Origin of the sequence: Bradyrhizobium sp. BR 1433, assembly GCF_051547665.1 — a bacterium.
Taxonomy (GTDB): Bacteria; Pseudomonadota; Alphaproteobacteria; order Rhizobiales; family Xanthobacteraceae; genus Bradyrhizobium; species Bradyrhizobium australafricanum.
In genome coordinates, this window is record NZ_JBPUGG010000001.1 from 3858908 (window position 1) to 3883818 (window position 24911).

The 24911-nt window shown below is 65.6% G+C and carries 21 protein-coding genes and 2 pseudogenes; 8 read left to right on the forward strand and 15 right to left on the reverse strand.

The annotated features are described in order from the left end of the window. Nucleotides 1–103: 103 nt before the first annotated feature. Together rpsU and ACSKB9_RS18945 are read left to right on the forward strand one after the other, a co-directional pair. Nucleotides 104–400 (forward strand): 30S ribosomal protein S21, encoded by a 297-nt coding sequence (gene rpsU, locus ACSKB9_RS18940; RefSeq protein WP_021078544.1) that lies wholly within the window; start codon nt 104–106, stop codon nt 398–400. A gap of 113 nt (nt 401–513) precedes the next feature. Then, nucleotides 514–1176, forward strand: a complete 663-nt coding sequence (locus ACSKB9_RS18945; RefSeq protein WP_438074871.1) for a tetratricopeptide repeat protein — start codon at nt 514–516, stop codon at nt 1174–1176. 48 nt (nt 1177–1224) lie between these two features. Here the strand turns inward: ACSKB9_RS18945 and ACSKB9_RS18950 are convergent, their stop codons facing one another. The 10 genes and pseudogenes from ACSKB9_RS18950 to ACSKB9_RS18995 all read right to left on the reverse strand — a co-directional run bounded on the left by ACSKB9_RS18950 (nt 1225) and on the right by ACSKB9_RS18995 (nt 10246). Further along, complete coding sequence (locus tag ACSKB9_RS18950; protein ID WP_438074873.1) at nt 1225–2118, reverse strand: hypothetical protein; 894 nt, start codon at nt 2116–2118, stop codon at nt 1225–1227. A gap of 264 nt (nt 2119–2382) precedes the next feature. Next, nucleotides 2383–2667, reverse strand: coding sequence for a cupin domain-containing protein (locus ACSKB9_RS18955; RefSeq protein ID WP_028340624.1), 285 nt, complete (start codon nt 2665–2667; stop codon nt 2383–2385). A 37-nt stretch (nt 2668–2704) separates the two neighbouring features. Then, on the reverse strand, nt 2705–3802 hold the full coding sequence (locus ACSKB9_RS18960; RefSeq protein WP_438074875.1) for a calcium:proton antiporter: 1098 nt from the start codon (nt 3800–3802) through the stop codon (nt 2705–2707). A gap of 53 nt (nt 3803–3855) precedes the next feature. Further along, nucleotides 3856–4674, reverse strand: a complete 819-nt coding sequence (locus ACSKB9_RS18965; RefSeq protein ID WP_438074877.1) for an alpha/beta hydrolase — start codon at nt 4672–4674, stop codon at nt 3856–3858. Between the two features lie 15 nt (nt 4675–4689). Next, nucleotides 4690–4860 carry a hypothetical protein gene (locus ACSKB9_RS18970; protein WP_438074879.1) on the reverse strand — a complete coding sequence of 57 codons (171 nt, stop codon included), beginning with the start codon at nt 4858–4860 and terminating at the stop codon, nt 4690–4692. Nucleotides 4861–4870: 10 nt separating this feature from the next. Beyond that, the gene (locus ACSKB9_RS18975) at nt 4871–6268 is read right to left on the reverse strand and encodes an NAD(P)(+) transhydrogenase (Re/Si-specific) subunit beta (protein ID WP_028335992.1); all 1398 of its coding nucleotides are present in this window, start codon (nt 6266–6268) and stop codon (nt 4871–4873) included. Nucleotides 6269–6311: 43 nt separating this feature from the next. Continuing rightward, on the reverse strand, nt 6312–6629 hold the full coding sequence (locus tag ACSKB9_RS18980; RefSeq protein WP_016841609.1) for a proton-translocating transhydrogenase family protein: 318 nt from the start codon (nt 6627–6629) through the stop codon (nt 6312–6314). Nucleotides 6630–6640: 11 nt separating this feature from the next. After that, nucleotides 6641–7765 carry a Re/Si-specific NAD(P)(+) transhydrogenase subunit alpha gene (locus ACSKB9_RS18985; protein ID WP_225162440.1) on the reverse strand — a complete coding sequence of 375 codons (1125 nt, stop codon included), beginning with the start codon at nt 7763–7765 and terminating at the stop codon, nt 6641–6643. A 144-nt stretch (nt 7766–7909) separates the two neighbouring features. Then, a complete protein-coding gene (locus ACSKB9_RS18990) occupies nt 7910–8062 on the reverse strand; it encodes an aa3-type cytochrome c oxidase subunit IV (protein WP_092080774.1) in 153 nt (50 codons plus the stop codon). A gap of 268 nt (nt 8063–8330) precedes the next feature. Beyond that, nucleotides 8331–10246, reverse strand: a pseudogene (locus tag ACSKB9_RS18995) (M3 family oligoendopeptidase). Between the two features lie 142 nt (nt 10247–10388). Here ACSKB9_RS18995 and ACSKB9_RS19000 point away from each other — a divergent pair. The 3 genes from ACSKB9_RS19000 (at nt 10389) to ACSKB9_RS19010 (ending at nt 16343) form a co-directional block, all read left to right on the forward strand. Then, on the forward strand, nt 10389–11879 hold the full coding sequence (locus ACSKB9_RS19000) for a sigma-54-dependent transcriptional regulator (protein WP_438074882.1): 1491 nt from the start codon (nt 10389–10391) through the stop codon (nt 11877–11879). A 305-nt stretch (nt 11880–12184) separates the two neighbouring features. Further along, on the forward strand, nt 12185–14482 hold the full coding sequence (locus ACSKB9_RS19005; RefSeq protein WP_438074884.1) for a L,D-transpeptidase family protein: 2298 nt from the start codon (nt 12185–12187) through the stop codon (nt 14480–14482). 265 nt (nt 14483–14747) lie between these two features. Continuing rightward, nucleotides 14748–16343, forward strand: coding sequence for a DUF882 domain-containing protein (locus ACSKB9_RS19010; RefSeq protein ID WP_438074886.1), 1596 nt, complete (start codon nt 14748–14750; stop codon nt 16341–16343). A gap of 39 nt (nt 16344–16382) precedes the next feature. Here ACSKB9_RS19010 and ACSKB9_RS19015 read toward each other — a convergent pair whose 3' ends face one another. The 3 genes from ACSKB9_RS19015 to ACSKB9_RS19025 all read right to left on the reverse strand — a co-directional run bounded on the left by ACSKB9_RS19015 (nt 16383) and on the right by ACSKB9_RS19025 (nt 19130). Further along, entirely contained in the window at nt 16383–18146 is a 1764-nt protein-coding gene (locus ACSKB9_RS19015; RefSeq protein ID WP_438074888.1) for an adenylate/guanylate cyclase domain-containing protein, read from the reverse strand. A gap of 160 nt (nt 18147–18306) precedes the next feature. Then, nucleotides 18307–18579, reverse strand: a complete 273-nt coding sequence (locus ACSKB9_RS19020) for a DUF2312 domain-containing protein (RefSeq protein ID WP_016841616.1) — start codon at nt 18577–18579, stop codon at nt 18307–18309. A gap of 248 nt (nt 18580–18827) precedes the next feature. Continuing rightward, nucleotides 18828–19130, reverse strand: coding sequence for a DUF1244 domain-containing protein (locus ACSKB9_RS19025; protein WP_438074889.1), 303 nt, complete (start codon nt 19128–19130; stop codon nt 18828–18830). Nucleotides 19131–19326: 196 nt separating this feature from the next. Here ACSKB9_RS19025 and ACSKB9_RS19030 point away from each other — a divergent pair, with 196 nt between their 5' ends. Further along, nucleotides 19327–19935, forward strand: coding sequence for a DUF1036 domain-containing protein (locus ACSKB9_RS19030; protein ID WP_438074891.1), 609 nt, complete (start codon nt 19327–19329; stop codon nt 19933–19935). Continuing rightward, nucleotides 19932–21369 (forward strand): annotated as a pseudogene (gene pyk, locus ACSKB9_RS19035) (pyruvate kinase). The gene ACSKB9_RS19030 and the pseudogene pyk overlap by 4 nt, the downstream one beginning before the upstream one ends. Before the next feature lie 287 nt (nt 21370–21656). Here pyk and ACSKB9_RS19040 read toward each other — a convergent pair. Beyond that, nucleotides 21657–22085 carry an OsmC family protein gene (locus ACSKB9_RS19040; protein ID WP_438074893.1) on the reverse strand — a complete coding sequence of 143 codons (429 nt, stop codon included), beginning with the start codon at nt 22083–22085 and terminating at the stop codon, nt 21657–21659. Nucleotides 22086–22167: 82 nt separating this feature from the next. After that, the gene (locus ACSKB9_RS19045; RefSeq protein ID WP_026191806.1) at nt 22168–22842 is read right to left on the reverse strand and encodes a TetR/AcrR family transcriptional regulator; all 675 of its coding nucleotides are present in this window, start codon (nt 22840–22842) and stop codon (nt 22168–22170) included. A 372-nt stretch (nt 22843–23214) separates the two neighbouring features. Here ACSKB9_RS19045 and ACSKB9_RS19050 point away from each other — a divergent pair, with 372 nt between their 5' ends. Continuing rightward, nucleotides 23215–24714 carry a hypothetical protein gene (locus ACSKB9_RS19050; RefSeq protein WP_438074895.1) on the forward strand — a complete coding sequence of 500 codons (1500 nt, stop codon included), beginning with the start codon at nt 23215–23217 and terminating at the stop codon, nt 24712–24714. Nucleotides 24715–24911: the final 197 nt, after the last annotated feature.

Below are 24911 nucleotides of genomic sequence, written 5' to 3' on the forward strand. Positions count from 1 at the left end.
GTTTGTCTGATACATGCGCGCGCCTAGGGTTAAGAGGCAGGCCTTTTGCCGCCCCTTCACCTCGCCAGAATTCCGAACCGATCAATTCAAAAGAGGATGCCGCGTGCAGGTTCTCGTCCGCGATAACAATGTCGACCAAGCCCTGAAGGCGCTGAAGAAGAAGATGCAGCGCGAGGGCATTTTCCGCGAGATGAAGCTCCGCGGTCATTACGAAAAGCCGTCTGAGAAGAAGGCCCGCGAAAAGGCCGAAGCCGTGCGCCGCGCGCGCAAGCTGGCGCGCAAGAAGCTGCAGCGCGAAGGCCTGCTGCCGATGAAGCCGAAGCCGGTGTTCGGCGCTGGCCCCGGTGGCGACCGCGGCGGCCGTCCGGGCGGTGCAGGCGCTGGTCGCGGCCCTCGCTGAACCGTTTTGCCGATATGGAAGTCTAACAGCGCGGGCCACGGGCCCGCGTTGTCGTTTTGAAGCACGCCGCGTTCCGGGGTACCCATGCAAAACGACCGGCAAGAGCATTTTGCATGACGGCTGATCCGGTAGCCCGCCCGCCCTTTCCAGGACCCGCGCAGCGCCGTTGCGCGCCGCATCTCGTCATCATTGCAGTGCTTCTCGGCCTGCCGCTCGCAGGCTGCTCCTTCGACCTCGGTTCATGGGGCTCCTCGGACGACAAGCCGAAGCCCGCTGCCACCGCCGACAAGCCCGCCGCCGACACCATCACCCCGCAAGACGTCAACAGCGCCAAGGATCACACCACGCGTGCTCAGGTGCTGGCGCGCTCCGGCAAGCTCGACGAGGCGATGGCGGAGTTCGAACAGGCGCTGGCGGCCGACCCTTACAACATCCAAGCGCTCTACGGCCGCGCTCTGATCTATCAGGGCCGCGGACAGCATCAGCAGGCGATCGACGATTTCACGGCAGCCAGCGGGCTGTCGCCGCAGAGGGCCGAGCCCCTGGTCGGCCGTGCCACCAGCTACCTCGCGCTCGACAAGGCCAAGCAGGCCGCCAGCGATCTCGACGAGGCCGTGCAGGCCGATCCCGGCAATGTTGCGGCGTGGAGCACGCGCGGCCAGGCCTATGAGCGGCTCGGCGACAAGGCCAAGGCGGCGGCGTCCTACAATCGCGCGCTGGCGCTGCGGCCAGGCGACGGCAATGCGCGCAGCGGACTGGCGCGCACCGGCGGCTAGCGCTTGGCGTGAAGACAACCCGTCAGGAACGATCGAGCGGCGCTGCGGCTACTTCGGCAGGACGGCGTGGAACATCGACTTCATGCCGGAGAACATGTCGTCGGTCACCGACGTGCGCTCGTTCTTCTGCGCCGGCATGATCGCCTCGGCGCGCAGGTCGAGCGGGGCCTGCACCACCGGGACCGGAATGTCGGCCGGCGGCGTCAGCCGGTTGGAATCCTGGCCGCCGCCGGCATAGGGCGGACGCGGCTGCGAGGATTGATCGACATTGTCAGTGGACGGGCTCGACACCATGATCGGCGGCGGCAACGGCCGGATCGCCGATGTGGCTGCCGGACGCTGCGCCTCAGGCAGGCGAGCGAGATCGGTGCGCGTGGCATCCTGGGACCGCGCTGCCTCCTGCGGACGCTCCTTGCGCAGCCGCTCGATGGCGGCGCGCGCGAGGTCGTTGGCGTCGCGGCTTTCCTCAGGCGTCACAGCAGCCTCGACCGGTGCGGCTGACGTCGCGGGCGCGGCCGGCTGCGGCGCGGCGGGCGCGACCTTCGCGACCGCCTTCGGCGCCGCCGGATGATGGCGGGTGTCGGCCGGGATGCTGGCGGTATCGGCCGGCACGTCAGGCTTTGCGTCGGCCGATTTGGGTTCGGCCGATTTCTCGGCAGGCTTCTCGGTGACGGTGGCCTTCTCGGACGCCGACCGCTCGATCAGCGTGCGCTCGGACATGCCCTTGGCCTTCACACCGGCTTCGGGGAGGCTGCTGACGACGGTGGCGGGCTTGGCGGCGGCTTTCGGATCTGCCTTGGGATTGACTGCGGCGGTCACGGCTGCGGCTGACGGTGCTTCCGGCTTGGCCACGATGTAGTGATTAACGATGTACGCCCCGATGATGGTCGCTGCCACCGAGGGTAAGATGTCCATCACAAATTTCTTCAGGTAACTCAGCATGACCTGCCACTCCCCACCCCGGTATTACATGCTGGAACTTTGAGGCACATTCAGGGATCAACTGCGTCGGATCGGTGGCAAACCCCCGTTCCGACGTCACCTTTGGTGTCGCTTTGGTTTCAGCCGGAGGCGTCCCCTGCGCAGGCCGCATCCGCCTTCTAGATCATCGCGCAGCCGTTAACGGGACGTGAATTTCCACAGCCGCGCCGGCTCGGACCTGCCATTCGGCGGGTGCAGGGTTCCTCGCTTGGTTCTCGCGCCGCGTCAGGGCTTGAGTTCGACCTCGAGGAACACGATCTCGCTGGCCGTCTCGTTGAGCACGTCGTGCTGGACCCCGGCCTTGCGGAAATAGGATTTGCCGGCTCCGAGCTGCGCCTTCGAGCGCTCGCCGTTCGGCGCCACGATCGTCATTTCGCCCGCCGTGATCGGAACGATGACATAGTCCATCTCATGGGTGTGGTGGCCGGTGGCGCTGCCCGGCGCGAGGCGCCATTCGGTCACCCGGACTTCCGCCGTATCCACCTGCACATCCGATTTGGCACTGAGCATCGTCATTTTCTCCAATTTTTTTTAAGCGGATCATGCTCTACGGCACGAAAACCATGAACACGAACACGGCGAACACCACCATGTGAACCAGCCCGAACAGGATGTTGGTGCGGCCGGTTCCGAAGGTGAGCATGCTGACCATGAAGGTGAGCAGCAGGATCAGCATATGCTGGTTGCTGAGCCCGAGCACCAATTGCTTGTCGAGCGCATAGGCGGCTACGGCCACCGCGGGAACCGTAAGCCCGATGGTGGCGATCGACGAGCCGAGCGCAAGGTTGATGCTCTTCTGCAGGTCGTTCTTGCGCGCCGCCGACACAGCGGCAACGCTCTCCGGCAACAGGATCAGGGCCGCCACCACCAGGCCGGCAAAGGCCGGCGGCGCGCCGATCTTGACGGTGACGACATCGACCACCAGCGAGAATTTCTTCGCCAGCAGCACCACCGCCAGCAGCGAGACCAGCAGCAGTGCAACGCTGATCGCCGTCATGCGGTCCGACATCACCTCGCCATGCGCCGCTGCCTCATTGGCGCCGCTGACGAAATAATCGCGGTGACGGATGGTCTGGGTGTAGAGGACCACCGCATAGAGCAGCACGGTCACGACGCTGACCACGGCGAGCTGGGCCGTGGAAAACACCGGGCCCGGAGAGGTCAGCGTGAAATTGGGCATATCGAGCGTGATGGTCGCGAGCACGAACAGCACGCTGAGGTAAAGGTTCGCCCCGGTGATCTGGAAATCCTGCTCCTTGTAGCGCAGGCCGCCGATGAAGATGCAGAGCCCGACCAGACCGTTGCAGACGATCATCACCACCGCAAACACCGTGTCGCGGGCCAAGGTCGGCGCCGGCGTTTCGCCCAGCATGATGGTCGAGATCAGCGCCACCTCGATGATCGTCACCGCGAGCGTCAGCAGCAATGTGCCGAACGGCTCGCCGATCCGCTCGGCGATCATCTCGGCATGGTGGACCGCCGCGAACACGGTGCCGAACAGAATGACCAGCAGCACCGCCGCAAACACCCAGCCCCCGGCCGATGGCGCGAAGCTGTAACCGGTGGCCGTGACCGCGGCAAACAACAGCACCGCCAAAACGGGATACAGCCAGGCCGACCGCGGCATCGGTCCGTGTGCACTCATCGTGGGGTCCCCTCACTTCGGTGGCGCGATTATGCGACAGACAATCGCCGCCGTCAGCCTCTTGCGGCGCCGATAAACCGCCGCGCCGTCGCCATCGCACCGAAATCGTCGAGATTGTCGTGCCCGCCACCGGGCAGTCGCACGAATTGCTTGGGCTCATGGGCGAGATCGAACAGGCGCTCGCCGAAGCGAATCGGGATCACCGGATCGTCGGTGCCATGCATGATCAGGAGCGGCGCCTTAACCTGCGCGATGAGCCGGTCGGAGTGGAATTGATCGCGCATCAGGAGGCTGACCGGCACATACCAGAAATGCGCGCCGGCGACGTCAGCCGTTGATGTGTAGGGCGCCTCCAGGATCAGCTTGCCGAGGGGATGTTCGGCGGCGAGCGCGACCGCAACGCCGCTGCCGAGCGAGAATCCCCAGGCCACGATCTGCTCGGCGCGGTAGCGCGCGGTGGTGAAGGCGTAGGCCGCCGCGGCGTCCTGCAGCAGTCCTTGCTCGCTCGGAGACCCGCTCGACCCTGCGTAACCCCGAAAGGACAGCGCCACCAGCCCGGTGCCGTCGGCCGTGATGGCCTTGAAGCGCGCCACGCGCCCGGCAAGGAAATCGCCGTTGCCATGAAAGAACAGCACGACGGGCCGGCCCGGCTTCGCCGGCACGTGCCAGACGATGACCTTCTCGCCGTCGCCGGTGGCCAGGACATGCTCTTCCGCTTCGGGAAGGCCCGCGGCTGCCGGCGCAGTCCGTCCGACCGGCGGGATCGGAAACAGCAGTTCGCGCTGCTTGACGTACAGCATCGCGAGCCCGCCGAGATAGACGACGACCGCGGCGATCAGGAACCATTTCAGGATTGCGAGTGCCAGTGCCATCAGCGGTGGCCGCGGCTATGTCTTGCCGCGGAGCTTGAGCAGCTTCTCGACGTCCGCCTTGATGCTGTCGGGGGCCGGCCGGCACGCGCATGCCGCCGCATGCGCGACGTGCCACTTGATGCGCTGCTCGCGCGTCGCCCGGGGCGGCATGCGATGCGCTCGATGCCACTCCCGGTTCAGCGCCATCGCTACCGCCTTACATCGCCTTGACGATGTTCTCGGTGACCTTCTTGGCGTCGCCGAGCAACATCATGGTGTTGTCGCGGTAGAACAGCGGATTGTCGATGCCGGCATAACCCGAGGCGAGCGAGCGCTTGATGAACATCACGGTGCCGGCCTTCCAGACCTGCAGCACCGGCATTCCGTAGATCGGCGAGGTCTTGTCCTCTTCCGCCGCCGGGTTGGTGACGTCGTTGGCGCCGATCACGAAGGCGATGTCGGCCTGCGCGAATTCGGAGTTGATGTCCTCGAGCTCGAACACTTCGTCATAGGGCACGTTGGCTTCGGCCAGCAGCACGTTCATGTGGCCGGGCATGCGGCCCGCCACCGGGTGAATGGCGTATTTCACCTCGACGCCTTCCTTCTTCAGGATGTCGGCCATCTCGCGCAGCGCGTGCTGGGCCTGCGCCACCGCCATGCCGTAGCCGGGCACGATGATGACCTTGGAGGCGTTCTTCATGATGAAGGCGGCATCGTCCGCCGAGCCGAGCTTGGCGGGCTTCTGCTCGCCGCTGCCGCCGCCGGCTGCGGCGGTCTCGCCGCCGAAGCCGCCGAGGATCACCGAGATGAACGAGCGGTTCATCGCGTGGCACATGATGTAGGACAGGATCGCACCCGACGAGCCGACCAGCGCACCGGTGATGATCAGCGCCGAATTGCCGAGCGTGAAACCGATGCCGGCCGCGGCCCAGCCGGAGTAGGAGTTCAGCATCGAGATCACGACCGGCATGTCGGCGCCGCCGATCGGAATGATCATCAGCACGCCGAGCGCCAGCGCGATGATGGTGATCAGCCAGAAGTCCAGCGCGCTGCCGCTCATCACGAGGCCGACGATGAAGAACACCAGCGCCAGCGCCAGCACGATATTGATGACGTGGCGGAACGGCAGGATGATCGGCGCGCCGCTCATCCGTGCCGACAGCTTCAGGAACGCGATCACCGAGCCGGTGAAGGTCAAGGCGCCGATCGCGACGCCGAGCGACATCTCGACCAGGCTCTGCGGATGGATGTGGCCGGGCGTACCGATGTCGAACGCCTCGGGCGCATAGAACGCACCGGCGGCGACCAGCACCGCGGCCATGCCGACCAGCGAGTGGAACGCGGCGACGAGCTCGGGCATCGAGGTCATCGGCACCCGGCGCGCGATGACGGCGCCGATGCCGCCGCCGATCGCGACCGCGAGGATCACCAGCAGCCAGGCCACGCCGTCGGCCGGCGGATGGCTCGCGAGCGTGGTGCCGACGGCGATCGCCATGCCGATCATGCCGAACATGTTGCCCTGGCGCGACGACGCCGGGCTCGACAGGCCGCGCAGCGACAGGATGAACAGCACCCCCGCCACGAGATACAACAGTGCAGAGAGATTGGCGCTCATCTCAGGTCCCCCAAAATCCTCATCACCCCGAGGTGATTGCCGCTCACTTGGCTTTCTTCTTGTACATCGCGAGCATGCGCTGGGTGACCAGGAAGCCGCCGAAGATGTTCACGCAGGCGAAGATCAGCGCGACGAAGCCGAAGCCGCGGGCCCAGCCCGAACCGCTCGAGACCATGCCGACGCCGACCGCGAGCAGCGCGCCGACCACGATCACCGACGAGATCGCGTTGGTCACGCTCATCAGCGGCGTATGCAGCGCCGGCGTCACCGACCACACCACGAAATAGCCGACAAACACGGCGAGGACGAAAATCGACAGCCGGAACACGAACGGATCGACGGCCTGCGCGAGATGCTCCATGGCTTCTCTCCTTACTTCGGCTGGAAGTTGGGATGGATGACGGCGCCGTCCTTGGTCAGCGCGGTGGCCTTCACCAGCTCGTCGTCCCAATTGACCGCGAGCGCCTTGTTGGCCTTGTCGACCATCGTCTCGATGAACGAGAACAGGTTGCGCGCGTAGAGCCCCGAGGCCGATGCGGCGACGCGGCCCGCGACATTGGTGTAGCCGACGATCTTGATGCCATCGGTCTCGACCACTTCGCCGGGCCTCGCGCCCTCGACATTGCCGCCGCGCTCGACCGCGAGATCGACCAGCACCGAGCCGGGCTTCATCGATTTCACCATCTCGCCGGTGACGAGCATTGGTGCCGGACGGCCCGGGATCAGCGCGGTCGTGATCACGATGTCCTGCTTCTTGATGTGCTCGGCGGTCAGCGCGGCCTGCTTGGCCTGGTACTCCTTGGACATTTCCTTGGCGTAGCCGCCGGCGGTCTGCGCGTTCTTGAATTCCTCGTCCTCGACGGCGAGGAATTTCGCGCCGAGCGATTCGACCTGTTCCTTGGTGGCCGGGCGCACGTCGGTCGCGGTGACGACGGCCCCGAGCCGCCGCGCGGTCGCGATCGCCTGCAGGCCGGCGACGCCGACGCCCATCACGAACACCTTGGCGGCCGGAACGGTGCCGGCGGCGGTCATCATCATCGGGAAGGCGCGGCCAAAGGCCTCGGCGCCCTCGATCACGGCGCGGTAGCCGGCGAGGTTAGCCTGCGAGGACAAGACGTCCATCACCTGCGCGCGGGTGATGCGCGGCATCAATTCCATCGCGAAGGCGGACACGCCGGCATCGGCCATCACCTTCAGCGCGGCCTCGTTGCCATAGGGATCCATGATCGCGATGACCAGCGCGCCGCGCTTGTATTTGGACAGTTCGGAGGCTTCCGGCCGCTTCACCTTGATAATGATGTCGGCGTCCTTGAGCGCGTCCGCGCTGACGGTGGCGCCAACGGCGGTGAACTCCGAATCGGGAAGGCCCGACTTGATGCCCGCGCCCGGCTCGACCGCGACCTCGGCGCCGAGTGCCTTGAACTTCTTCACGGTATCGGGCGAGGCCGCAACCCGCGGCTCGGACGGATCAATTTCCTTGGCAACGGCAATCTTCATGGGCCCTCCGGCGGCGCGAGCGGCGCACGCGTCTTCAAACTAGCGTTATTTTCGCCAGATTTGGATACCCGGTTTTTACATCCGGGTTTCGACAGCAATTCCGGCACCGCCGCGGGACGGCGGCGCCGCTAGCCGATCTAAGGATCAGACCAGGAAATAGGCCATCAAGGCGAGAATGATGGCGACGCTGATGGTGCCCCATTTGACCAGCATGAGAAACCCTTCATAGGTCTGCTCATGCGCCACGTAATCGTTGCCGTCGGCGGTCGTGTAGGCCACTTCGCTATGGTCTGCCATCGCTGTCCCCAGTCAGAAATTCGCGTTCCTCCGCGAGCCATTACCGCAAACGGATAGGCAGGGCAACGGCGCGGTCCCGATCGGGCGATTTGAAGCGCAAATCGTCCCCGATCCACGTTCGAGCGACGACGCCGCGCCAGCCCCTCGGCAGGATCGCCCTCCCAAACGCAGGCATCATGGAACGATCATGCCGCCAGGCGCAAAAAACGCCGAACGAAACTGGCACGGGACCGGCTGCCGCCCGGCCCGGCCGGAACGCCGATGGGCCTCAGCCCATCGCCTCCAGTTCGTCGATCATGCCGGCGATCACGGACAGGCCGCCGTCCCAGAATTTCGGGTCCTTGGCATCGAGCCCGAACGGCCGCAGCAGCTCGGAGTAGTGCTTGGTGCCGCCGGCGGCGAGCATGTCGAGATAGCGCTCGGCAAAGCCTTCGGACGCGTGCTCGTAGACCGCATAGAGCGAGTTCACGAGGCAATCGCCGAACGCATAGGCATAGACGTAGAACGGCGAGTGGATGAAGTGCGGAATGTACATCCAGAACGTCTCGTAGCCCGGCTTGATCTCGATCGCCGGCCCCAGGCTCTCGCCCTGCACGCTGAGCCAGATCTGGCCGATCCGCTCGGCGGTGAGTTCGCCGTTCTTGCGCTCGGTATGAACCGCGCGCTCGAATGAATAGAACGCGATCTGCCGCACCACGGTATTGATCATGTCCTCGACCTTGCCCGCGAGCAGCGCCTGGCGCTGCTTGGCGTTCCTGGTCTGGGACAATAGCCGCTTGAAGGTCAGCATCTCGCCGAACACGCTTGCGGTTTCCGCCAGCGTCAGCGGCGTCGGCGCCATCAGCGCGCCGTTCTTCGCCGCCAGCACCTGATGGACGCCATGACCGAGCTCGTGCGCCAGCGTCATCACGTCGCGCGGCTTGCCCTGATAGTTCATCAGCACATAGGGATGCGCCGACGGCGTGGTCGGATGCGAGAACGCACCGGGCGCCTTGCCGGGACGGACCGGCGCATCGATCCAGCGATCGCTGAAGAAGCGCTCCGCGATCTCGGCCATCTTGGGCGAGAAGCCGCTATAGGCCGACAGCACCATGTTGCGCGCCTCGGGCCAGGCGATGGTGCCGGTCGCCGCGAACGGCAGTGGGGCGTTGCGGTCCCAGTGCGGCAGCTTCTTCTTTTTGAACCAACCGGCCTTCAGCGCGTAATAGCGGTGCGACAGCTTCGGATAGGCCGCGCGCACCGAGGCGACCAGCGCATCGACCACCTCGCGCTCGACGCGGTTGTTGAGATGGCGGGAGTCCGCGACATCCTGGAAGCCGCGCCAGCGGTCGGAGATTTCCTTGTCCTTGGCGAGCGTGTTGGTGATCAGCGCGAAGCTGCGCTCATTGTCCTTGAAGGTCTTGGCGAGCGCCTGCGCGGCAGCCTTGCGCTTGTCCCCGCCTTGTCCTGCAGCAGGTTCAGCGTCGGCTCGATCGCGAGCTCCTTGCCGCCAATCTTGAAACGCAGACCGGAGATGGTCTGGTCGAACAGCCGGTTCCAGGCCGCGTAGCCGCTTTGCGCCTTTTCGTGGAACAGCTGCTCGACGCGATCCTCGAGCTGGTACGGCTTGTCCTTGCGCAGATCCTCGATCCACGGCCGGTAATGGCCGAGCTCCGGTTCGGCCATCGCGCGCTCGATCACGTCGTCGTCGACGCGATTGAGCTCGAGCGAGAAGAACAACAGATGCACCGACGCGGCGGTCAGCCGCTCGGAGACATCGCCGTAGAATTTCGAAATCGCGGGATCGACGCTGTCGCCGGCATGGACCAGGCCGGCGTAAGAGCCGAGACGGCCAGCCAAATCGTCGATCGCCTCATAGCGCCTGATCGCCTCGGCCAGCCATTTCCCGCCGCCTTCCTTGGCGGTATTTTCGGCAAGCTTGCCCTTGTAGTCGGTCTCAAACGCGACGCAATCTGCGTCCATTTTCTGCAAGTCGCGTGCGACCTCCGGCGCATCGATACCGGAGTAGAGATCTGCCAGATTCCATTCCGGAAGCTTGCCGGTCTTGCTGGCTGCCTTTTTCGCCGCCGGACCGCCTGCGGACGATTTGCGTTGCGCGGCCGTTTTGCGCAACGCGGCTTCCTTGCGGAGAGCGGCCTTGCTGAGGGCAGACTTGTTGGATGCAGTTTTGGAGCGCGAGGTCATCTTGTTCGTAACCTTAGTTCAGTCGGAAAGATGTCGGCGGCGGCGGAATGAATGCGGGTTTGCAACATTTAAGAGTGCGTTAATCGGCATCGGCGACATTGCCCCGATTCGAGACAAATAAACGTAGCGTGCGGGGAAAACCATGGCTGCCACCATTTTGATCGCCGATGACGACGCAGTACAGCGCCGTTTGGTTGAAAACATGGTGCAGAAGTGCGGCTATGAGCCCCTCGTCGTGGACAGCGGCGACGCGGCGATCGCGGCCCTGACCGCATCCGAGACGCAGGCGATTGACGCCGTCGTGCTCGACCTCGTGATGCCGGGCCTCGACGGTCTTGGAGTCCTCGCAAAAATTCGTGAAGCTGGTTTGACCGTCCCGGTCATCGTGCAGACCGCGCATGGCGGCATCGACAATGTCGTGTCGGCGATGCGCGCCGGTGCCCAGGATTTCGTCGTCAAGCCGGTCGGCTTCGAGCGGCTGCAGGTTTCCCTGCGCAACGCCCTCAACGCCTCGGCGCTGAAGGGCGAATTGCAGCGGATCCGTCACAGCCGCGAGGGCCGGCTGACCTTCTCCGACATCATCACCCGCAGCGAGGCGATGGCCGGGGTGCTGCGCACCGCGCAAAAGGCCGCGTCCTCGACGATCCCGGTGCTGATCGAGGGCGAATCCGGCGTCGGCAAGGAACTGTTCGCGCGCGCCATTCACGGCAGCAGCGAGCGCAAGGCCAGGCCGTTCGTTGCGGTGAATTGCGGCGCGATCCCGGACAATCTCGTCGAATCGATCCTGTTCGGCCACGAGAAGGGCGCCTTCACCGGCGCCACCGAGCGCCATCAGGGCAAGTTCGTCGAAGCGCATGGCGGCACGCTGTTCCTCGACGAGGTCGGCGAATTGCCGCTGGCCACGCAGGTGAAATTGCTGCGCGCGCTGCAGGAAGGCACCGTCGAGGCGGTCGGCGGCCGCAAGCCGGTCAAGGTCGATGTTCGCATCATCTCGGCGACCAACCGCAAGCTGCTCGATCTCGTGAAAGGCGGCCAGTTCCGCGAGGACCTGTTCTATCGCCTGCACGTGCTGCCGCTGACCATTCCGGCGCTGCGGCAGCGGCGCGAAGACATCCCGCATCTGCTGCGGCATTTCCTGGCGCGGTTCTGCGCCGAGGAGAACCGCAACATCACCGGCATCAGCGGCGAGGCGATGGCTCACCTCTCGCAGCTCGACTGGCCGGGCAACATCCGCCAGCTCGAGAACACCGTGTATCGCGCCGTGGTGATGAGCGACGGCGACCAGCTCGGGCTCGCCGATTTCCCGCAAGGAACGGCGCATCCGGCGCCGGATGGCAAATCGCTGCAGGGCGAGCCGCTGGTGGTGTCGCCTTCCACGGCCCCCGCTATGATTTCCGGTAATGAAATACCGGTTGCCACCTCCCTGCCCACCGCCGGCGGCCTTTCCATGCTCAGTGCCGCGGGCGAGGTGCGCCCCCTGGAAGATCTCGAGAACGAGATCATCCGCTTCGCGATTTCGCATTATCGCGGACAGATGTCGGAGGTCGCGCGCCGCCTCAAGATCGGCCGCTCGACACTCTACCGCAAGCTCGACGAAGCCGCGGCCGGCGCGCGCGCAAGCGACGCCACTTAGCTCTCAAGGCCGACAGGCGCACCAGGGAACCTTTTGAACCGTGTCGTGGCGGTGACAGACAAAGGCTGTGCCGCGTGGCAAAAACGCACAGCCCGGAGTGAAATCAGCTGCTTCGAGGTCAGTTTGTCGTGAGTTGCCCCGCATGGCGCTGGCTGCATGAGAGGGGCAAAGGTATCGTCTGCGTTCGTTGTGTGCAGGCGTGCGAGTCGATCGAGAGGCCGGCGCTTCGCGCAAGCTATGAAACCAAATTCTGATTTGAACTGTTCCAGTTTGATGAGGGGCAGTTTCACCCAGGGGGTGTGACGATGCGTGACTGTTCGAACAACCGTCGAGGATTTGACCGCGTATTGATGGCCGTCGCGGCAACCTTCCTCACGGTGTCCGCGACCGCGGCCTTCGCGCAGGACACGCCGCACTCCAGCGCCTCGGAACTCGCGATCGACGCGGCGATCCCGCGCCCCGAACCGGCCAACGTGCCGCCCCCCACCGCAAGCGATTTCAAGGCCGACACCACCGCCGCGCCGCCCGATGCAGCCAAGCCGGCCGACGTGAAGCCAGCGGATGTGCACGCCACCGAGGCCAAACCCGCTGAGACAAAACCGGTCGACGCCAAGCCGGCGGAGCCGAGCGCGACTGCAAAGGCCGTCGAGCCGAAGCCCGCCGATGTCGCGACCGCGCCGGCGACGAAGCCCGCCGATGCCCCGAAGACCGATACCGCCGTCGCGCCGGCGGCGGCCACCCCCGCCCCTGCAACGGCCACCGCGCCTGCCGCAAGCCCCGCGCCTGCAACGGCAGCGGCGCCGGCCACAGCTCCTGCCCCCGCGACCGCCGCAGCGCCGGCGAGCGAACCGGCGAAGGCGGCGAGCAACGTCGCCGCCGAGGACCAGCCGGTTGCCGACAAGCTGCGCGAACTGCTCGCCAGCAAGTCGCTGCGTAGCTTCGACCGCAAGAACGAGCGCGCGGCGGCCGAGAAATTCTATTCCGCTCGCGAATACGCGCCGGTGTTCACCAAGGCCGGCAAGCTGACCGACGCCGGCAAGGGCGTCATCGCCCGCCTGAAGGACGCGGCCGCCGACGGCCTCGATGCCGCCGACTATCCGGTGCCGGATTTCGCCGCGGCGACCTCGCCGGACGCGCTGGCCGATGCCGAGCTGAAGCTCGCCGCCAGCATGCTGGACTACGCCCGCCAGGCCCAGAGCGGCCGCATGCACTGGTCGCAGGTGTCGGCGGACATTCTCTATCCGGAGCACCCGATCGATCCGGCGGAAGTGTTCGCCAATGTGACCTCCGCGAAAGACGCCTCCGCCGCGCTCGACGGCTACAACCCGCCGCAGAAGCTCTACAAGGAGCTGAAGCAGAAGCTCGCCGAGCTGCGCGGCCAGGGCGACGGCCCGGTCATCACTATCGCGGACGGCCCGACGCTGAAATATTTGCCGGCGCGCAAGAAGGAGGCCGCGGTCGAGATGGACGATCCGCGCGTGCCGGACCTGCGCAACAAGCTCGGCGTCACCGAGAATGCCGAAAGCACCAAGTATGACGCGACGGTCGCGCGGGCGGTGGAGAAATTCCAGAGCAGCGTCGACCTCAAGCCGACCGGCGTTCTCGACGAGCGCACGGTCAAGGCGCTGAACAATCCGAAGCGCGACCGGCAGATCGACACCGTGATCGTCAACATGGAGCGCTGGCGCTGGCTGCCGCGCCAGCTCGGCGCCGCCAGTGTCGGCAATGCCTATGTGATCCTCAACATCCCAGACTACACGCTGAAGGTGATGCAGAACGGCGCGCCGGTCTGGACCACCCGCGTCGTCACCGGAAAGCCCGGCCAGCATGCCACGCCGCTTCTGACCGAGACGATGAAGTACATCACGGTCAATCCGACCTGGAACGTGCCGCCGTCGATCATCTACAACGAGTATCTGCCGGCCCTGCAGCAGGATCCGACGGTGCTGCAGCGCATGGGCCTCAGGCTCGAGCGCAACCGCGATGGCTCGATCCACATTTCGCAGCCGCCGGGTGAAGCCAACGCGCTCGGCCGCATCCGCTTCAACTTCCCGAACAAGTTCCTGGTCTATCAGCACGACACGCCGGACAAGTACCTGTTCGCGAAGGACGAGCGCGCTTTCAGCCACGGCTGCATGCGCGTGCAGAATCCCGATCAGTACGCCGCCGTCCTGCTCAACATTACCGAGCCGAACCAGCACTACACGCCGGAGCGGATCCGCAGCATGTACGGTTCGAGCGAGGTCGACCTGAAATTCCCGACGCCGATCCCGGTGAACATCACCTACCAGACCGCGTTCGTGGACGATGCCGGCAAGCTGCAATTGCGCAGGGACGTTTACGGCCGCGATGCCAGCATGCTGTCGCTGCTCAGGAACAACCGCGGCAAGGATCTCGAGACGGTGGTGGCGCACGCCCAGCCGAGCTACTCGCGTCCGCCGAGCAGCAGCCTGCCCGCCGGCGTCAATGTCGCCGGCGACAACGGCTTTGGCTCCTCCGGACCAAACTTCTTCGAGCGCCTGTTCGGGGGATTCGGACAGCCGGAGCCGCAGCCGATCCGTCGTGGGCAGGCCCAGCAGCAGCGCCGGGTGATCACCCGCTAATCTGCATTTCGGCCCGATTGGGATAAATTTTGAAGCAAAATCAACGATCTCGCTCAAAAGGTGAGATCGTTTACGTTAACCATTTCGGGTCTCGGCCGGGGAGCAGGGCTATCTTTTGCCACAGTCGCCCAGTTAGTTAAGCCTAACTTGGGGGCGGGTCGGTAAACCTCGGTTAACCCTCCCGCTTTAAGAAAGCGTTCACCGTCTTCCGCAGGGGGTCTGCGAAAGATGCCGACCGAACGCTCGTCGACTGGGTGGGCTCATAGTGCTGGCTGTCTTCGCACGCCGCTGCAATCCGCTGTCGTTGCCTAAGGCCGGATACCAAGTCGGCCTGACTGCGCTATTGCTGTTGGCGGGCGCAGGATCGGTGCACGATGCCACCGCGCTGAACCAGACCCGCACCCTCTCCTTCCACCACACCCATTCCGGCGAAGACCTCACCGTCACCTTCAAGCGCGAGGGCCGCTACGACGAAGGCGCGCTGAAGCAGCTCAACCACTTCCTGCGCGACTGGCGTTCCCAGGATGAAACGGTGATGGACCGTCACCTCTTCGACATCCTGTGGGACGTCTATAACGACGTCGGCGGCAAGCAGCCGATCCAGATCATCTCCGCCTATCGCGCCCCTGCCACCAACGCCATGCTCCGCCGCCGCTCCTCGGGCGTTGCGCGCCACAGCCAGCACGTGCTGGGGCATGCGATGGACTTCTTCATCCCGGGCGTGCCGCTGGAGCAGATCCGCTACGCCGGCCTCCGCCTGCAGCGCGGCGGCGTCGGCTTCTATCCGACCTCGGGCTCGCCGTTCGTCCATCTCGACACCGGCAGCATCCGCCACTGGCCGCGCATGACCCGCGATCAGCTGGTCAGGGTGTTCCCCGACGGCCGCACCGTCCATGTCCCGACCGACGGCACGCCGCTCAAGGGCTATGAGCTTGCCAAGGCCGATATCGAGCGCCGCGGCAATGGTGACGATGCCGCGACCATCGGCAAGCCGAGCCTGTTCGCGAAGCTGTTCGGTGGCGGCAAGTCGAGTGACGATGAAGACGAAGGCGCGGCCAGCGTGAACGACAAGCCCGCCGCCAACACCGTGGTGGCTGCCGCCGCGCCCGCCAAAGCCGCCGATCCGGTTCCGCTGCCGCGCGCCAAGCCGCAGTTCGCCGCCGCCATCCAGCTCGCCGCCGCCGACGCCCAGCTCGTGCCGATGCCGAAGGCGAAGCCGGCGGTGCAAGTGGTGCAGGTGGCCGAGAACACCGCGCCGCAATCCCCTGCCGACATCATCAATGCCCGCGGCTTCTGGGGTGACGAGGGTGAGGCGCCGAAGCAGGCGTCGGCGGCGCAGATTGCCGCGCTGAAGGCCCGCGAGGCGGTCGGCGGTAGCGATCCGCAGACCACTGCGAGCACGACAACCGAAAACTTCAACAAGGCGCTGGCCTATGCGCCCGCGGCCTCGCCGGTCGATCGGGCCAACATCGTCGCAGCGACCGCGCCGATCCCGCGCAACGTGCGCCCGACGCGCAATGCCGCGGCTCCCAGCACCGAAATCAACACCGTCGTTGCCAAGGGCGCACCGAGCCAGGGCGTGATCACCACCTCCGCGCGGATCTCGGCTGCCAAGGGCAACGATATCTGGATGCGCGTGGTGATGCTGGCGCCGAGCGCGAGCAATGCCATGCTGACCACGGTGCTTGGCGACACCGACATGACCATGATGCGGACCCATTTCGTCAAGCCGCAGGCCGCCGTCGTCATGACCTTCTCGGAAGATCCGATGATGGGCATGACCTGCGACCGCTTCTCGGGCTCGGCGACCGCCCTGTTGACGACCCAGTCCTTCGTGCTCCGCACCGCCTCGCTGCGCTGAGCCGCTGCACCTCTGCCGACAAGATAACTTTGCGCCGGTTCACGCCGGCAGCCCTGCCTTGAGCAGGCCGGCCTCGAAGCGTGCCCGATCGGGCTCGCGCTTGTAGTGCTGGGTTGCCAGATGCGCTGACACCGAGAAGGTCGGCTCGCGCTTCAGCACCTCGGCGGCGTGGGCGGAGGCCGCCACCGCGTCGCCCATCTGCGCCAAGGTCGCCGCGAGGAAGGCGTGATGGGTGTGATCGGGCCGCGTGATCCGCGAGAACGCCTCGGCGGCGTCAGCGTATTTTTCGGCGCAATAGCAGGCCCGGCCGAGATGGCTCCAGAAGCGCTCCGGATGGAACGGATTGAGGCGCATCGCGCGCTTGATCCAGTCGATGCCCTCCTCGGGCCGACCGAGCCAGGTCAGGAGCTCGCCCTGCTGCACGACGACGAGGTCGTAATTCGGGTTCAGCGCGAGCGCGCGCTCCTGGTGGAAGGCCGCCTTGTCGTGGTCGTCGCGGTTGAGGTTCAGCGCGGCGAGGATCCGGTGCACGTCGCTGTCATTGTCGTCGAGCTTGAGCGCGACCTCGAGCTCTGCGGCGACCTGCGCCATGGTCGCGTCGCGGTCGGTACACCAGTTGTAGACCCAGGTCTGGCCGAGCACGCAGGCCCGCCAGGCGTGGGCATGGGCATAGTTCGGGTCAAGCACGATGGCCCGCTCGAGCAGACGCTGCGCCTCCGCATTGTCGTCGCGTGCCGAGCGATGATGCAGCACCTTGGCGGCGAGCACGCACTCGTAGGCCGCCATGTTGTCGGTCGGCTTGCGCTTGACGCGGTCATGCGCGGCAGCCTCGACGCGCCCCGGCAAGGTCGCTACGATCGCGCGCGTCATCTCGTCCTGGATGGCGAAGATGTCGGCAAGCTCGCGATCGTAGCGTTCGGCCCAGACGTGCCGATCGGCCACGGCGTCGATCAGCTGCACGGTGACGCGGATCCGGCCGCCCGCCTTCCGCACGCTGCCTTCCAGCACATAGTCGACGGCGAATTCCTTCCCGACGTCCTGCACCTTCACGGCCTTGCCCTTGTACACGAAGGTCGAGTTGCGCGAGATCACCAGCAGATCGTGGAAGCGCGACAGCTCGGTGATGATGTCCTCGGTGAGCCCGTCGGCGAAGAATTCCTGCTCGGGATCGCCGCTCATGTTGACGAGCGGCAGCACGGCGATGGAGGGCTTCTTGGCGACGACAGGGGCGGCCATAGCACTCGGGTGCTCCGGAACGGGCCTGGCACCGGATTCGAGATGAACGCGGAAAACCCGGATCGGACGCGCGATGTTCTTGACGGTCTGGTCGCCGAGATCCTCGAAGCTCAGATCGTCCAGGCGATCGCCGACCTGATCGCGGACCGCGCCGGAAATGCAGATGCCGCCGGGCTCGGCCAGCGTCTCCAGACGGGACGCGACGTTGACGCCGTCGCCGAAGATATCGGCACCGTCAACGATCACGTCGCCAAGATTGATGCCGATGCGAAACTGCATCCAGCGCGCCGGCGCGACGTCCGCGTTGCGCTTGGCCATCCGGCTCTGGACCTCGGCCGCGCACAGCACCGCATCGACGACGCTGTGGAATTCGACCAGCAGGCCATCGCCAGTGGTCTTGATGATGCGGCCGCGATTCTTGGCGATGGCCGGATCGATCAGCTCGATGCGATGGGTTTTGAGGCGCGCAAGGGTGCCCGTCTCGTCAGCCTCCATCAGGCGGCTATAGCCGACCATGTCGGCGGCGAGGACCGCAGCGAGCCGGCGCTCTGGTCCTGGCACGTCCATCTGAACGATCTGCCCGGTTACCTCGCCGGCAGTGTAGCAAATCCCGGGATTTCACCCAAGCCTCGACAGGAGGTCTTCCAGCGGCTTTGACCTGAGCCTTGAGGAGAGCCTTTGGGGGGGCGCCCTTGGCGAACGCCCGGAGGAGTGACCGCTGGCCGCCTCAGAGCATCCCCAAAGCCTGCATGTAAGTCTCCAGGATGGTCTCCTGCTCCTGGCGCTCGTTCGGATCCTGCTTGCGCAGACGGATGATGGCGCGCAGCGCCTTGACGTCGAAGCCGTTGCCCTTGCTCTCGGCATAGACGTCGCGGATGTCGTCCGAGATCGTCTTCTTCTCTTCTTCCAGCCGCTCGATGCGCTCGATGATGGACTTGAGCTGGTCCTTGGCAAATCGCGTTGCGGGCTCTTCCTTGACGGCGGCAGACGTGGTGGCCATCGCGCACTCCTGAACAGGTATCAAAATGTTACGCGAATACGCGCCTTGCGCACCGCTTGCTGCGGGCGACCCTCGATTTTGGCGCGCCTTCCGTCAAGGAAACATCGCGCTCATCCACAGCGCGCCCACAGGAGATGCGGACGTTCCACACATAAACGTCATTCCGGGGCGATGCGACAGCATCGAACCCGGAATCTCGAGATTCCGGGTCTGGTGCTGGCGCACCAGCCCGGAATGACACCGTCGGTTTAATGCCCGCTCTGGGCCTTCTTCATCGCCGCGAGCTGCTCTGGCGTCGCGCTGCCCTGATACTTCGCCTTCCATTCCTCATACGGCATGCCGTAGACCGCCTCACGGCTCTCGTCCTTGCTCACGATAAGGCCCTTGGCGTCGGCCTCTTCCTTCATCCAGTTGGACAGGCAGTTGCGGCAGAAGCCGGCGAGGTTCATCAGGTCGATGTTTTGCACATCGGTGCGGTTGCGCAGGTGACTGACGAGACGCCGGAAGACCGCGGCCTCGAGTTCCGTTCTGGTTTTGTCGTCAATGCTCATGATCGTGATCCCGTGTGTCGCGCTCACCATATTGATATCAGGTGGGAATTGTCACAGATTTTGCCATATCGGCGCGCAAAACGGACCGGTTCGGCCACCCCGGCCATGGTCCGACAGCATCGCAGACGGGCGCCCGCCCGTTGACAGTGCCGGCCGGGCACGCGAAATCGTCCTTGATTTGATATAGCTTCGCTGCATGAGCCCAACAGATTCCCTCGCCTCAGCTCCCCGCAATATCCGTCTGACGTTGGCCGGCCTCCTGCCGGTGCTGGCGCTTGTCGCGGCCAGCCTGTGGACGAGCCCGGCGGCCGCCGATTTCCGGCTCTGCAACAACACCTCGAGCCGCGTCGGCATCGCGCTCGGCTATAAGGACGCCGAGGGCTGGACCACCGAGGGCTGGTGGAACGTATCGTCGCGCACCTGCGAGACCTTGCTGCGCGGCAACCTTGTGGCGCGCTACTACTACATCTACGCTCTCGACTATGATCGCGGCGGCGAATGGTCCGGCCAGGCCTTCATGTGCTCGCGCGACAAGGAATTCACCATCAAGGGCACCGAAAATTGCCTGGCGCGCGGGTTCGACCGCACCGGCTTCTTCGAGGTCGACACCGGCGAGCAGCGTGCATGGACCGTCCAGCTGACCGAAGCCAACGAACAACAGCCGCAGAAAGTACCGGGAATGCCGGGCGGCGTGGGTCCAGGAAGTCCCGGGGCGATGCCGGGCCTGCCCAACCCGCCGCCGGGCGCAGCGCCTCCGGGCGCGTCTGGTCTGCCGCCAGCCGCACCACCCGGAAACAAACCATGAGACGACTGCGTCGAATCAAGATCCTCGCAACGCTCGGCCCGGCCTCCTCAGACAGCGCGATGATCCGCAAGCTGTTCGAGGCGGGCGCCGACGTCTTCCGCATCAACATGAGCCACACCCCGCATGACAAGATGCGGGAGTTGGTCAAGACCATCCGCAATGTCGAATTGAGCTACGGCCGGCCGATCGGCATCCTGGTCGACCTGCAAGGGCCGAAGTTGCGGCTTGGCTCGTTCGTGGAAGGCGCGACCCAGCTCAAGAATGGCCAGAGCTTCATTCTGGATTCCGACAAGACGCCGGGCGACAACAGCCGCGTCCAGCTTCCGCATCCGGAGATCCTCGCGGCGCTCCGCCCGGGCCATGCGCTGCTGCTCGACGACGGCAAGGTGCGGCTGATCGCCGAGGAAACCTCGCCCGAGCGCGCGATCACGCGCGTCGTGATCGGCGGCAAGATGTCGGACCGCAAGGGCGTCAGCCTGCCCGATACCGATCTGCCGGTGTCGGCGATGACCGCAAAGGACCGCGCCGACCTGGAAGCCGCGCTGCCGGAGGGGATCGACTGGGTCGCGCTGTCCTTCGTGCAGCGTGCCGAGGACGTGATCGAGGCCGAAGAAGATGATCCGCGGCCGCGCCGCCGTGATGGCCAAGATCGAGAAGCCACAGGCGATCGACCGCCTCGCCGACATCATCGATGCGTCGGACGCGCTGATGGTGGCGCGCGGCGATCTCGGCGTCGAACTGCCGCTGGAGCGGGTGCCGAGCCTGCAGAAGCAGATGATCCGGATGGCGCGCCGCGCCGGCAGGCCGGTGGTGGTCGCAACCCAGATGCTGGAATCGATGATCCAGGCGCCGGTGCCGACGCGCGCCGAAGTCTCCGACGTCGCCACCGCCGTCTACGAAGGCGCCGACGCCATCATGCTGTCGGCGGAATCCGCCGCCGGCAAATTCCCGGTGGAGGCGGTCTCCACCATGAACCGCATCGGCGAGGAGGTGGAGCGCGACCCGACCTATCGCAACGTGATCAACGCGCAGCGCGTCGATCCCGAAGCGACGGTGGGTGACGCCATTGCCGACGCCGCGCGGCAGATCGCCGAGACGCTCGACCTGTCGGCGATCATCTGCTGGACGTCATCAGGTTCGACCGCGATCCGCGTGGCGCGCGAGCGCCCCAAGGTGCCGGTGGTCGCGATCACGCCGAACCTCGTCACCGGCCGCAAGCTGTCGGTGGTGTGGGGGGTGCATTGCGTGGTCGCCGAGGACGCTCACGATCTCGACGACATGGTCGACCGCGCCGGCTCGATTGCGTTCCGCGACGGTTTTGCCAAGGCCGGCCAGCGCGTCATCATCGTTGCCGGCGTGCCGCTGCGCGCGCCCGGCACCACCAACATGCTGCGCATCGCCTCGGTCGGCCCGAAGGGCGACGCGCAGCTCTGACACACAACGACTTCTTCGGATTCGAACGACCGGCTCCGCTTCACCTCGCCCCGCGTGCGAGAGAGGTCGGAGCGCATCGTTAGATGCGTTCCGGGTGAGGGGGAGTCTCCGCAAACACAGCTATCACCGAATACGCGGAAACGGCCCCTCACCCCAACCCTCTCCCCGTGAAGAACGGGGAGAGGGAGCGCAGCGCCATCACGCGCTCCTATCGGACCTAATCTCATCATGCGCCAACGTGTCGTGCGGCCACGCGTTGGCCTGCCCCGGACACTCAGGCGCCGCGATCAGCCCTGCAGCGACGCGTCGAGCGTGATCTTGGTGTTGAGCAGCTTCGACACCGGACATCCGGCCTTCGCCTTGCCGGCCAGTTCCTGGAACGTCGCGTCGTCGGCGCCCGGGATCTTCGCCGACAGCGTCAGGTGCACCGCGGTGATGACGAAGCCGTCGGCGACCTTCTCCAGGGTCACATCGGCCTTGGTCTCCATATGCTCCGCCGTGAGCTTGGCTTCGCCCAGGATCAGCGACAGCGCCATCGTGAAGCAGGCGGCGTGCGCAGCGCCGATCAGCTCCTCCGGGTTCGAACCGGGCTTGCCCTCGAAACGGCTGGCGAAGCCGTAGGGGTAATCCGAGAGCGCGCCGCTCTTGGTCGAGATCGCGCCCTTGCCGTCCTTGATGCCGCCCTGCCATTTGGCCGAGCCATGGGTCGTCGTCATGGGTTGCTCCGTGAGGTGGTTGAGCCCAGCCCCGAAACCTACAACGCCATTGCGACAGAAGTGTTCTTCGCGCGCGCTGGCCTCAGGCGCCGACCAGCGCCTTCGCCGGAGTCGTCGCCTGCACCACGAGGCCCCGCGCGCGTGCGTCCATCACGCCGACCGCGCGCAGCGCAAGCAGCGTCACGGTCTGCACCGCGTCACGCAGCTTGATCGGATCGTCGAGATTGGCCGGCGCCAGCGGGCCGACCAGCGCTTCATGCAGCGCGCCGAGCAAGGCAGTGGCGGCCAGCGCCGTGTCCTGTGCCGGCAGGTGGCCGGCGCGCACCGCGGCATCGATGCGCATGGCCAGCTCGCCGGAAATATCGCGGCGGCTGGCGAGGCGCGAGGCGGTGACGTCGACGTCGACCGGCTCGGCCAAAATGCCCCAGGCGAGCTTGCGCTGCGACAGCACGTGGACCGCGATCGTCGTCACCGCGGCGGCAAGCGCCGATGACGGCCCTGGCGCGGCATCGGCGGCACGCCGGATCGCCGTGAGCTCGTCGCGCGAGACTTCAGTGATCAATTCCGAGATCAGCTCGGCCTTCGACGGGAAATAGCGGTAGACTGTTCCGGCCGCGACATTGGCCCGCACCGCGACGGGTGCGATCTGGACCGCTGCCATGCCGCCCGCCGCCGCCGCGTCCCGCGCAGCCGACAGGATGGCGCTGCGCCGCGCGGCCAGCCGTTTCACGACCTGATGAGTTCGCCGGTAGACCATCGCGTTCCGTCCCCCGCCGTGCGCCCGGCCGGCGCCCACCGGCAGAACACACGAGTCTTCAACGTTTTGAACGATTGATCCCGCAATCGTCTGAAGAAGTGAACAACTATTCAGACTGAATGACAAGCTGGAATTGTAAGGATTTTTTGCAACCTCCGGTACCACCTCTGATTGAGCCGGCGGCACTGCGGCCCCCTCCCCGACCGGATCATGGCCGCGATGGTAAATCGCCGGCTAAGGCAATCGCTCGAAAGCGACACATCTGAGCTTGCGGCATTTACCCGAATTTATCGGAAGCCGTGGTCGAGTGTGCGCTGGCGTCACGCGTGGCGTTGGCCCTGGATGCCCCGGCCGAAACAAGCAAGAAAGCGCATGTCACTCTCCATCACCAGCAGCGTGAGCAGCCGTAGCGCGGCGCGAGGACTGGTGCCGCTGTGCGCCGCCGTGGGCGCCTATCTGTTCTATCTCTCGGCCGGCGAAATCCTGCTGCGCGATTCCGACACGATGTGGCAGATCAGGGTCGGACAGTGGATCCTCGAACACGGCGCGATGCCGACATCGGACGTGTTCTCGTTCACCCGTTTCGGCGAGCCCTGGATCTCGAGCTCGTGGCTGTCGCAGGTGGTGTACGCGCTCGTATACGGCGGCGATTGGGCCGGGCCGGTGATCCTGTCGTCGATGGCGATCGGCGCGACGGTCGCGATCTTCCTGCATCTGTTGAGCCCGTATTTCGATCCGGCGCGCGCGCTCCTGATCGCGGCGCTGGCGCTGCTGTTGTCGACGATCCACTTTCTGGCGCGCCCGCATGTGCTGGCGCTGCCGGTGCTGCTGGCGTTCATCGGCGGCCTGCTCGTGGCCGCGGATCGCCGCACCTCACCGTCGTGGTGGCTGCTGCCGCTGATGACGCTGTGGGCCAATCTGCATGGCGGCTTCGTTCTTGGCCTGGCGCTGATCGGACCGATCGGACTGGAGGCGGTGTGGAACGCGGAGCCCGGCCGCCGCCGTCGGCTTGTCGTGCGATGGGGCCTGTTCGGCCTCGCCGCGCTGGGCGCGAGCTGCCTGACGCCCTATGGCTGGAACAGCCTGCTGGGCGCGACCAAGATCCTCAGCCTCGGCAAATTGCTGACGCTGATCGGGGAATGGAAGCCGGCGGATTTCAGCAAGCCCAGCTTCTTCGAAGCCACGCTGCTCGGCCTGATCGGCCTGATCTGCTATCGCAGGCTGACGCTGTCGGTGCCGCGGATCCTGCTGCTGCTCGGGCTGATCTGGATGGCGCTGAGCCATGTCCGCAACATCGAGGTGTTCGCGTTCATCGCACCGCTGGTGCTCGCCAAGCCGATCGCCGAGCAATGGGGAACAGCAGGCGCCACCGCCGCCCGCTTCGGAGAAACGCGCGCATTACCCGTCGTCACGATCCTGGCTGTGATCGCGATGGTGATCGGCGCATGGGTGACGACGGCGATGTTCGTCGCGCAGCATCAGTTCAAATTCCTGCCGATGTTCTCGCCCGTTGCCGCGGTCGATGTGCTGCAACAGCACAAGGCGCAGCGCGTGTTCAGCACGGCGCCGTTCGGCGGCTACATGGTGAGCCGCGACATGAAGGTGTTCATCGACGGTCGCGCCGAGCTCTATGGCGAGCAATTCGTGCTCGACTACTACGATGCGCTCGACGCCCGCGACGTCGGCCGGCTGCTGGGCCTGCTCGACAAATACCGGATCGATGCCACGCTGCTGAGCTCGGACTCGCCCGCCGGCAACGCGCTGGATCACCTGAAGGGCTGGAAACGGCTGTACAAGGACGACATCGCCGTGATCCATGTGCGCTCGGACGAGAAGAGAGCCGGCGCGGCGGCGGGTCAGAGCACGAACTAACCGACGCTGCATAAGTCCAAAATCGCATCGTCGTCCCGTCATCCTGAGGTACGAGCCTTGCGGCGCAATTGCGCCGCTGGGCGAGCCTCGAAGGATGAATCGGCCACCAGTCGGGCCGTCGATCCTTCGAGACGCCGCTGCGCGGCTCCTCAGGATGACGGGTTTGATCCCCGGCGCTCACAGTTCAAGCGCGATCA

Bases quoted from the DNA above. Each gene is read 5' to 3' on its own strand.
- ACSKB9_RS18945 (WP_438074871.1), top strand. From the start codon at position 514: ATGACGGCTGATCCGGTAGCCCGCCCGCCCTTTCCAGGACCCGCGCAG.
- ACSKB9_RS18950 (WP_438074873.1), bottom strand. From the start codon at position 2,118: ATGCTGAGTTACCTGAAGAAATTTGTGATGGACATCTTACCCTCGGTG.
- ACSKB9_RS18955 (WP_028340624.1), bottom strand. From the start codon at position 2,667: ATGCTCAGTGCCAAATCGGATGTGCAGGTGGATACGGCGGAAGTCCGG.
- ACSKB9_RS18960 (WP_438074875.1), bottom strand. From the start codon at position 3,802: ATGAGTGCACACGGACCGATGCCGCGGTCGGCCTGGCTGTATCCCGTT.
- ACSKB9_RS18965 (WP_438074877.1), bottom strand. From the start codon at position 4,674: ATGGCACTGGCACTCGCAATCCTGAAATGGTTCCTGATCGCCGCGGTC.
- ACSKB9_RS18970 (WP_438074879.1), bottom strand. From the start codon at position 4,860: ATGGCGCTGAACCGGGAGTGGCATCGAGCGCATCGCATGCCGCCCCGG.
- ACSKB9_RS18975 (WP_028335992.1), bottom strand. From the start codon at position 6,268: ATGAGCGCCAATCTCTCTGCACTGTTGTATCTCGTGGCGGGGGTGCTG.
- ACSKB9_RS18980 (WP_016841609.1), bottom strand. From the start codon at position 6,629: ATGGAGCATCTCGCGCAGGCCGTCGATCCGTTCGTGTTCCGGCTGTCG.
- ACSKB9_RS18985 (WP_225162440.1), bottom strand. From the start codon at position 7,765: ATGAAGATTGCCGTTGCCAAGGAAATTGATCCGTCCGAGCCGCGGGTT.
- ACSKB9_RS18990 (WP_092080774.1), bottom strand. From the start codon at position 8,062: ATGGCAGACCATAGCGAAGTGGCCTACACGACCGCCGACGGCAACGAT.
- ACSKB9_RS19000 (WP_438074882.1), top strand. From the start codon at position 10,389: ATGGCTGCCACCATTTTGATCGCCGATGACGACGCAGTACAGCGCCGT.
- ACSKB9_RS19005 (WP_438074884.1), top strand. From the start codon at position 12,185: ATGCGTGACTGTTCGAACAACCGTCGAGGATTTGACCGCGTATTGATG.
- ACSKB9_RS19015 (WP_438074888.1), bottom strand. From the start codon at position 18,146: ATGGACGTGCCAGGACCAGAGCGCCGGCTCGCTGCGGTCCTCGCCGCC.
- ACSKB9_RS19020 (WP_016841616.1), bottom strand. From the start codon at position 18,579: ATGGCCACCACGTCTGCCGCCGTCAAGGAAGAGCCCGCAACGCGATTT.
- ACSKB9_RS19025 (WP_438074889.1), bottom strand. From the start codon at position 19,130: ATGAGCATTGACGACAAAACCAGAACGGAACTCGAGGCCGCGGTCTTC.
- ACSKB9_RS19030 (WP_438074891.1), top strand. From the start codon at position 19,327: ATGAGCCCAACAGATTCCCTCGCCTCAGCTCCCCGCAATATCCGTCTG.
- ACSKB9_RS19040 (WP_438074893.1), bottom strand. From the start codon at position 22,085: ATGACGACGACCCATGGCTCGGCCAAATGGCAGGGCGGCATCAAGGAC.
- ACSKB9_RS19045 (WP_026191806.1), bottom strand. From the start codon at position 22,842: ATGGTCTACCGGCGAACTCATCAGGTCGTGAAACGGCTGGCCGCGCGG.
- ACSKB9_RS19050 (WP_438074895.1), top strand. From the start codon at position 23,215: ATGTCACTCTCCATCACCAGCAGCGTGAGCAGCCGTAGCGCGGCGCGA.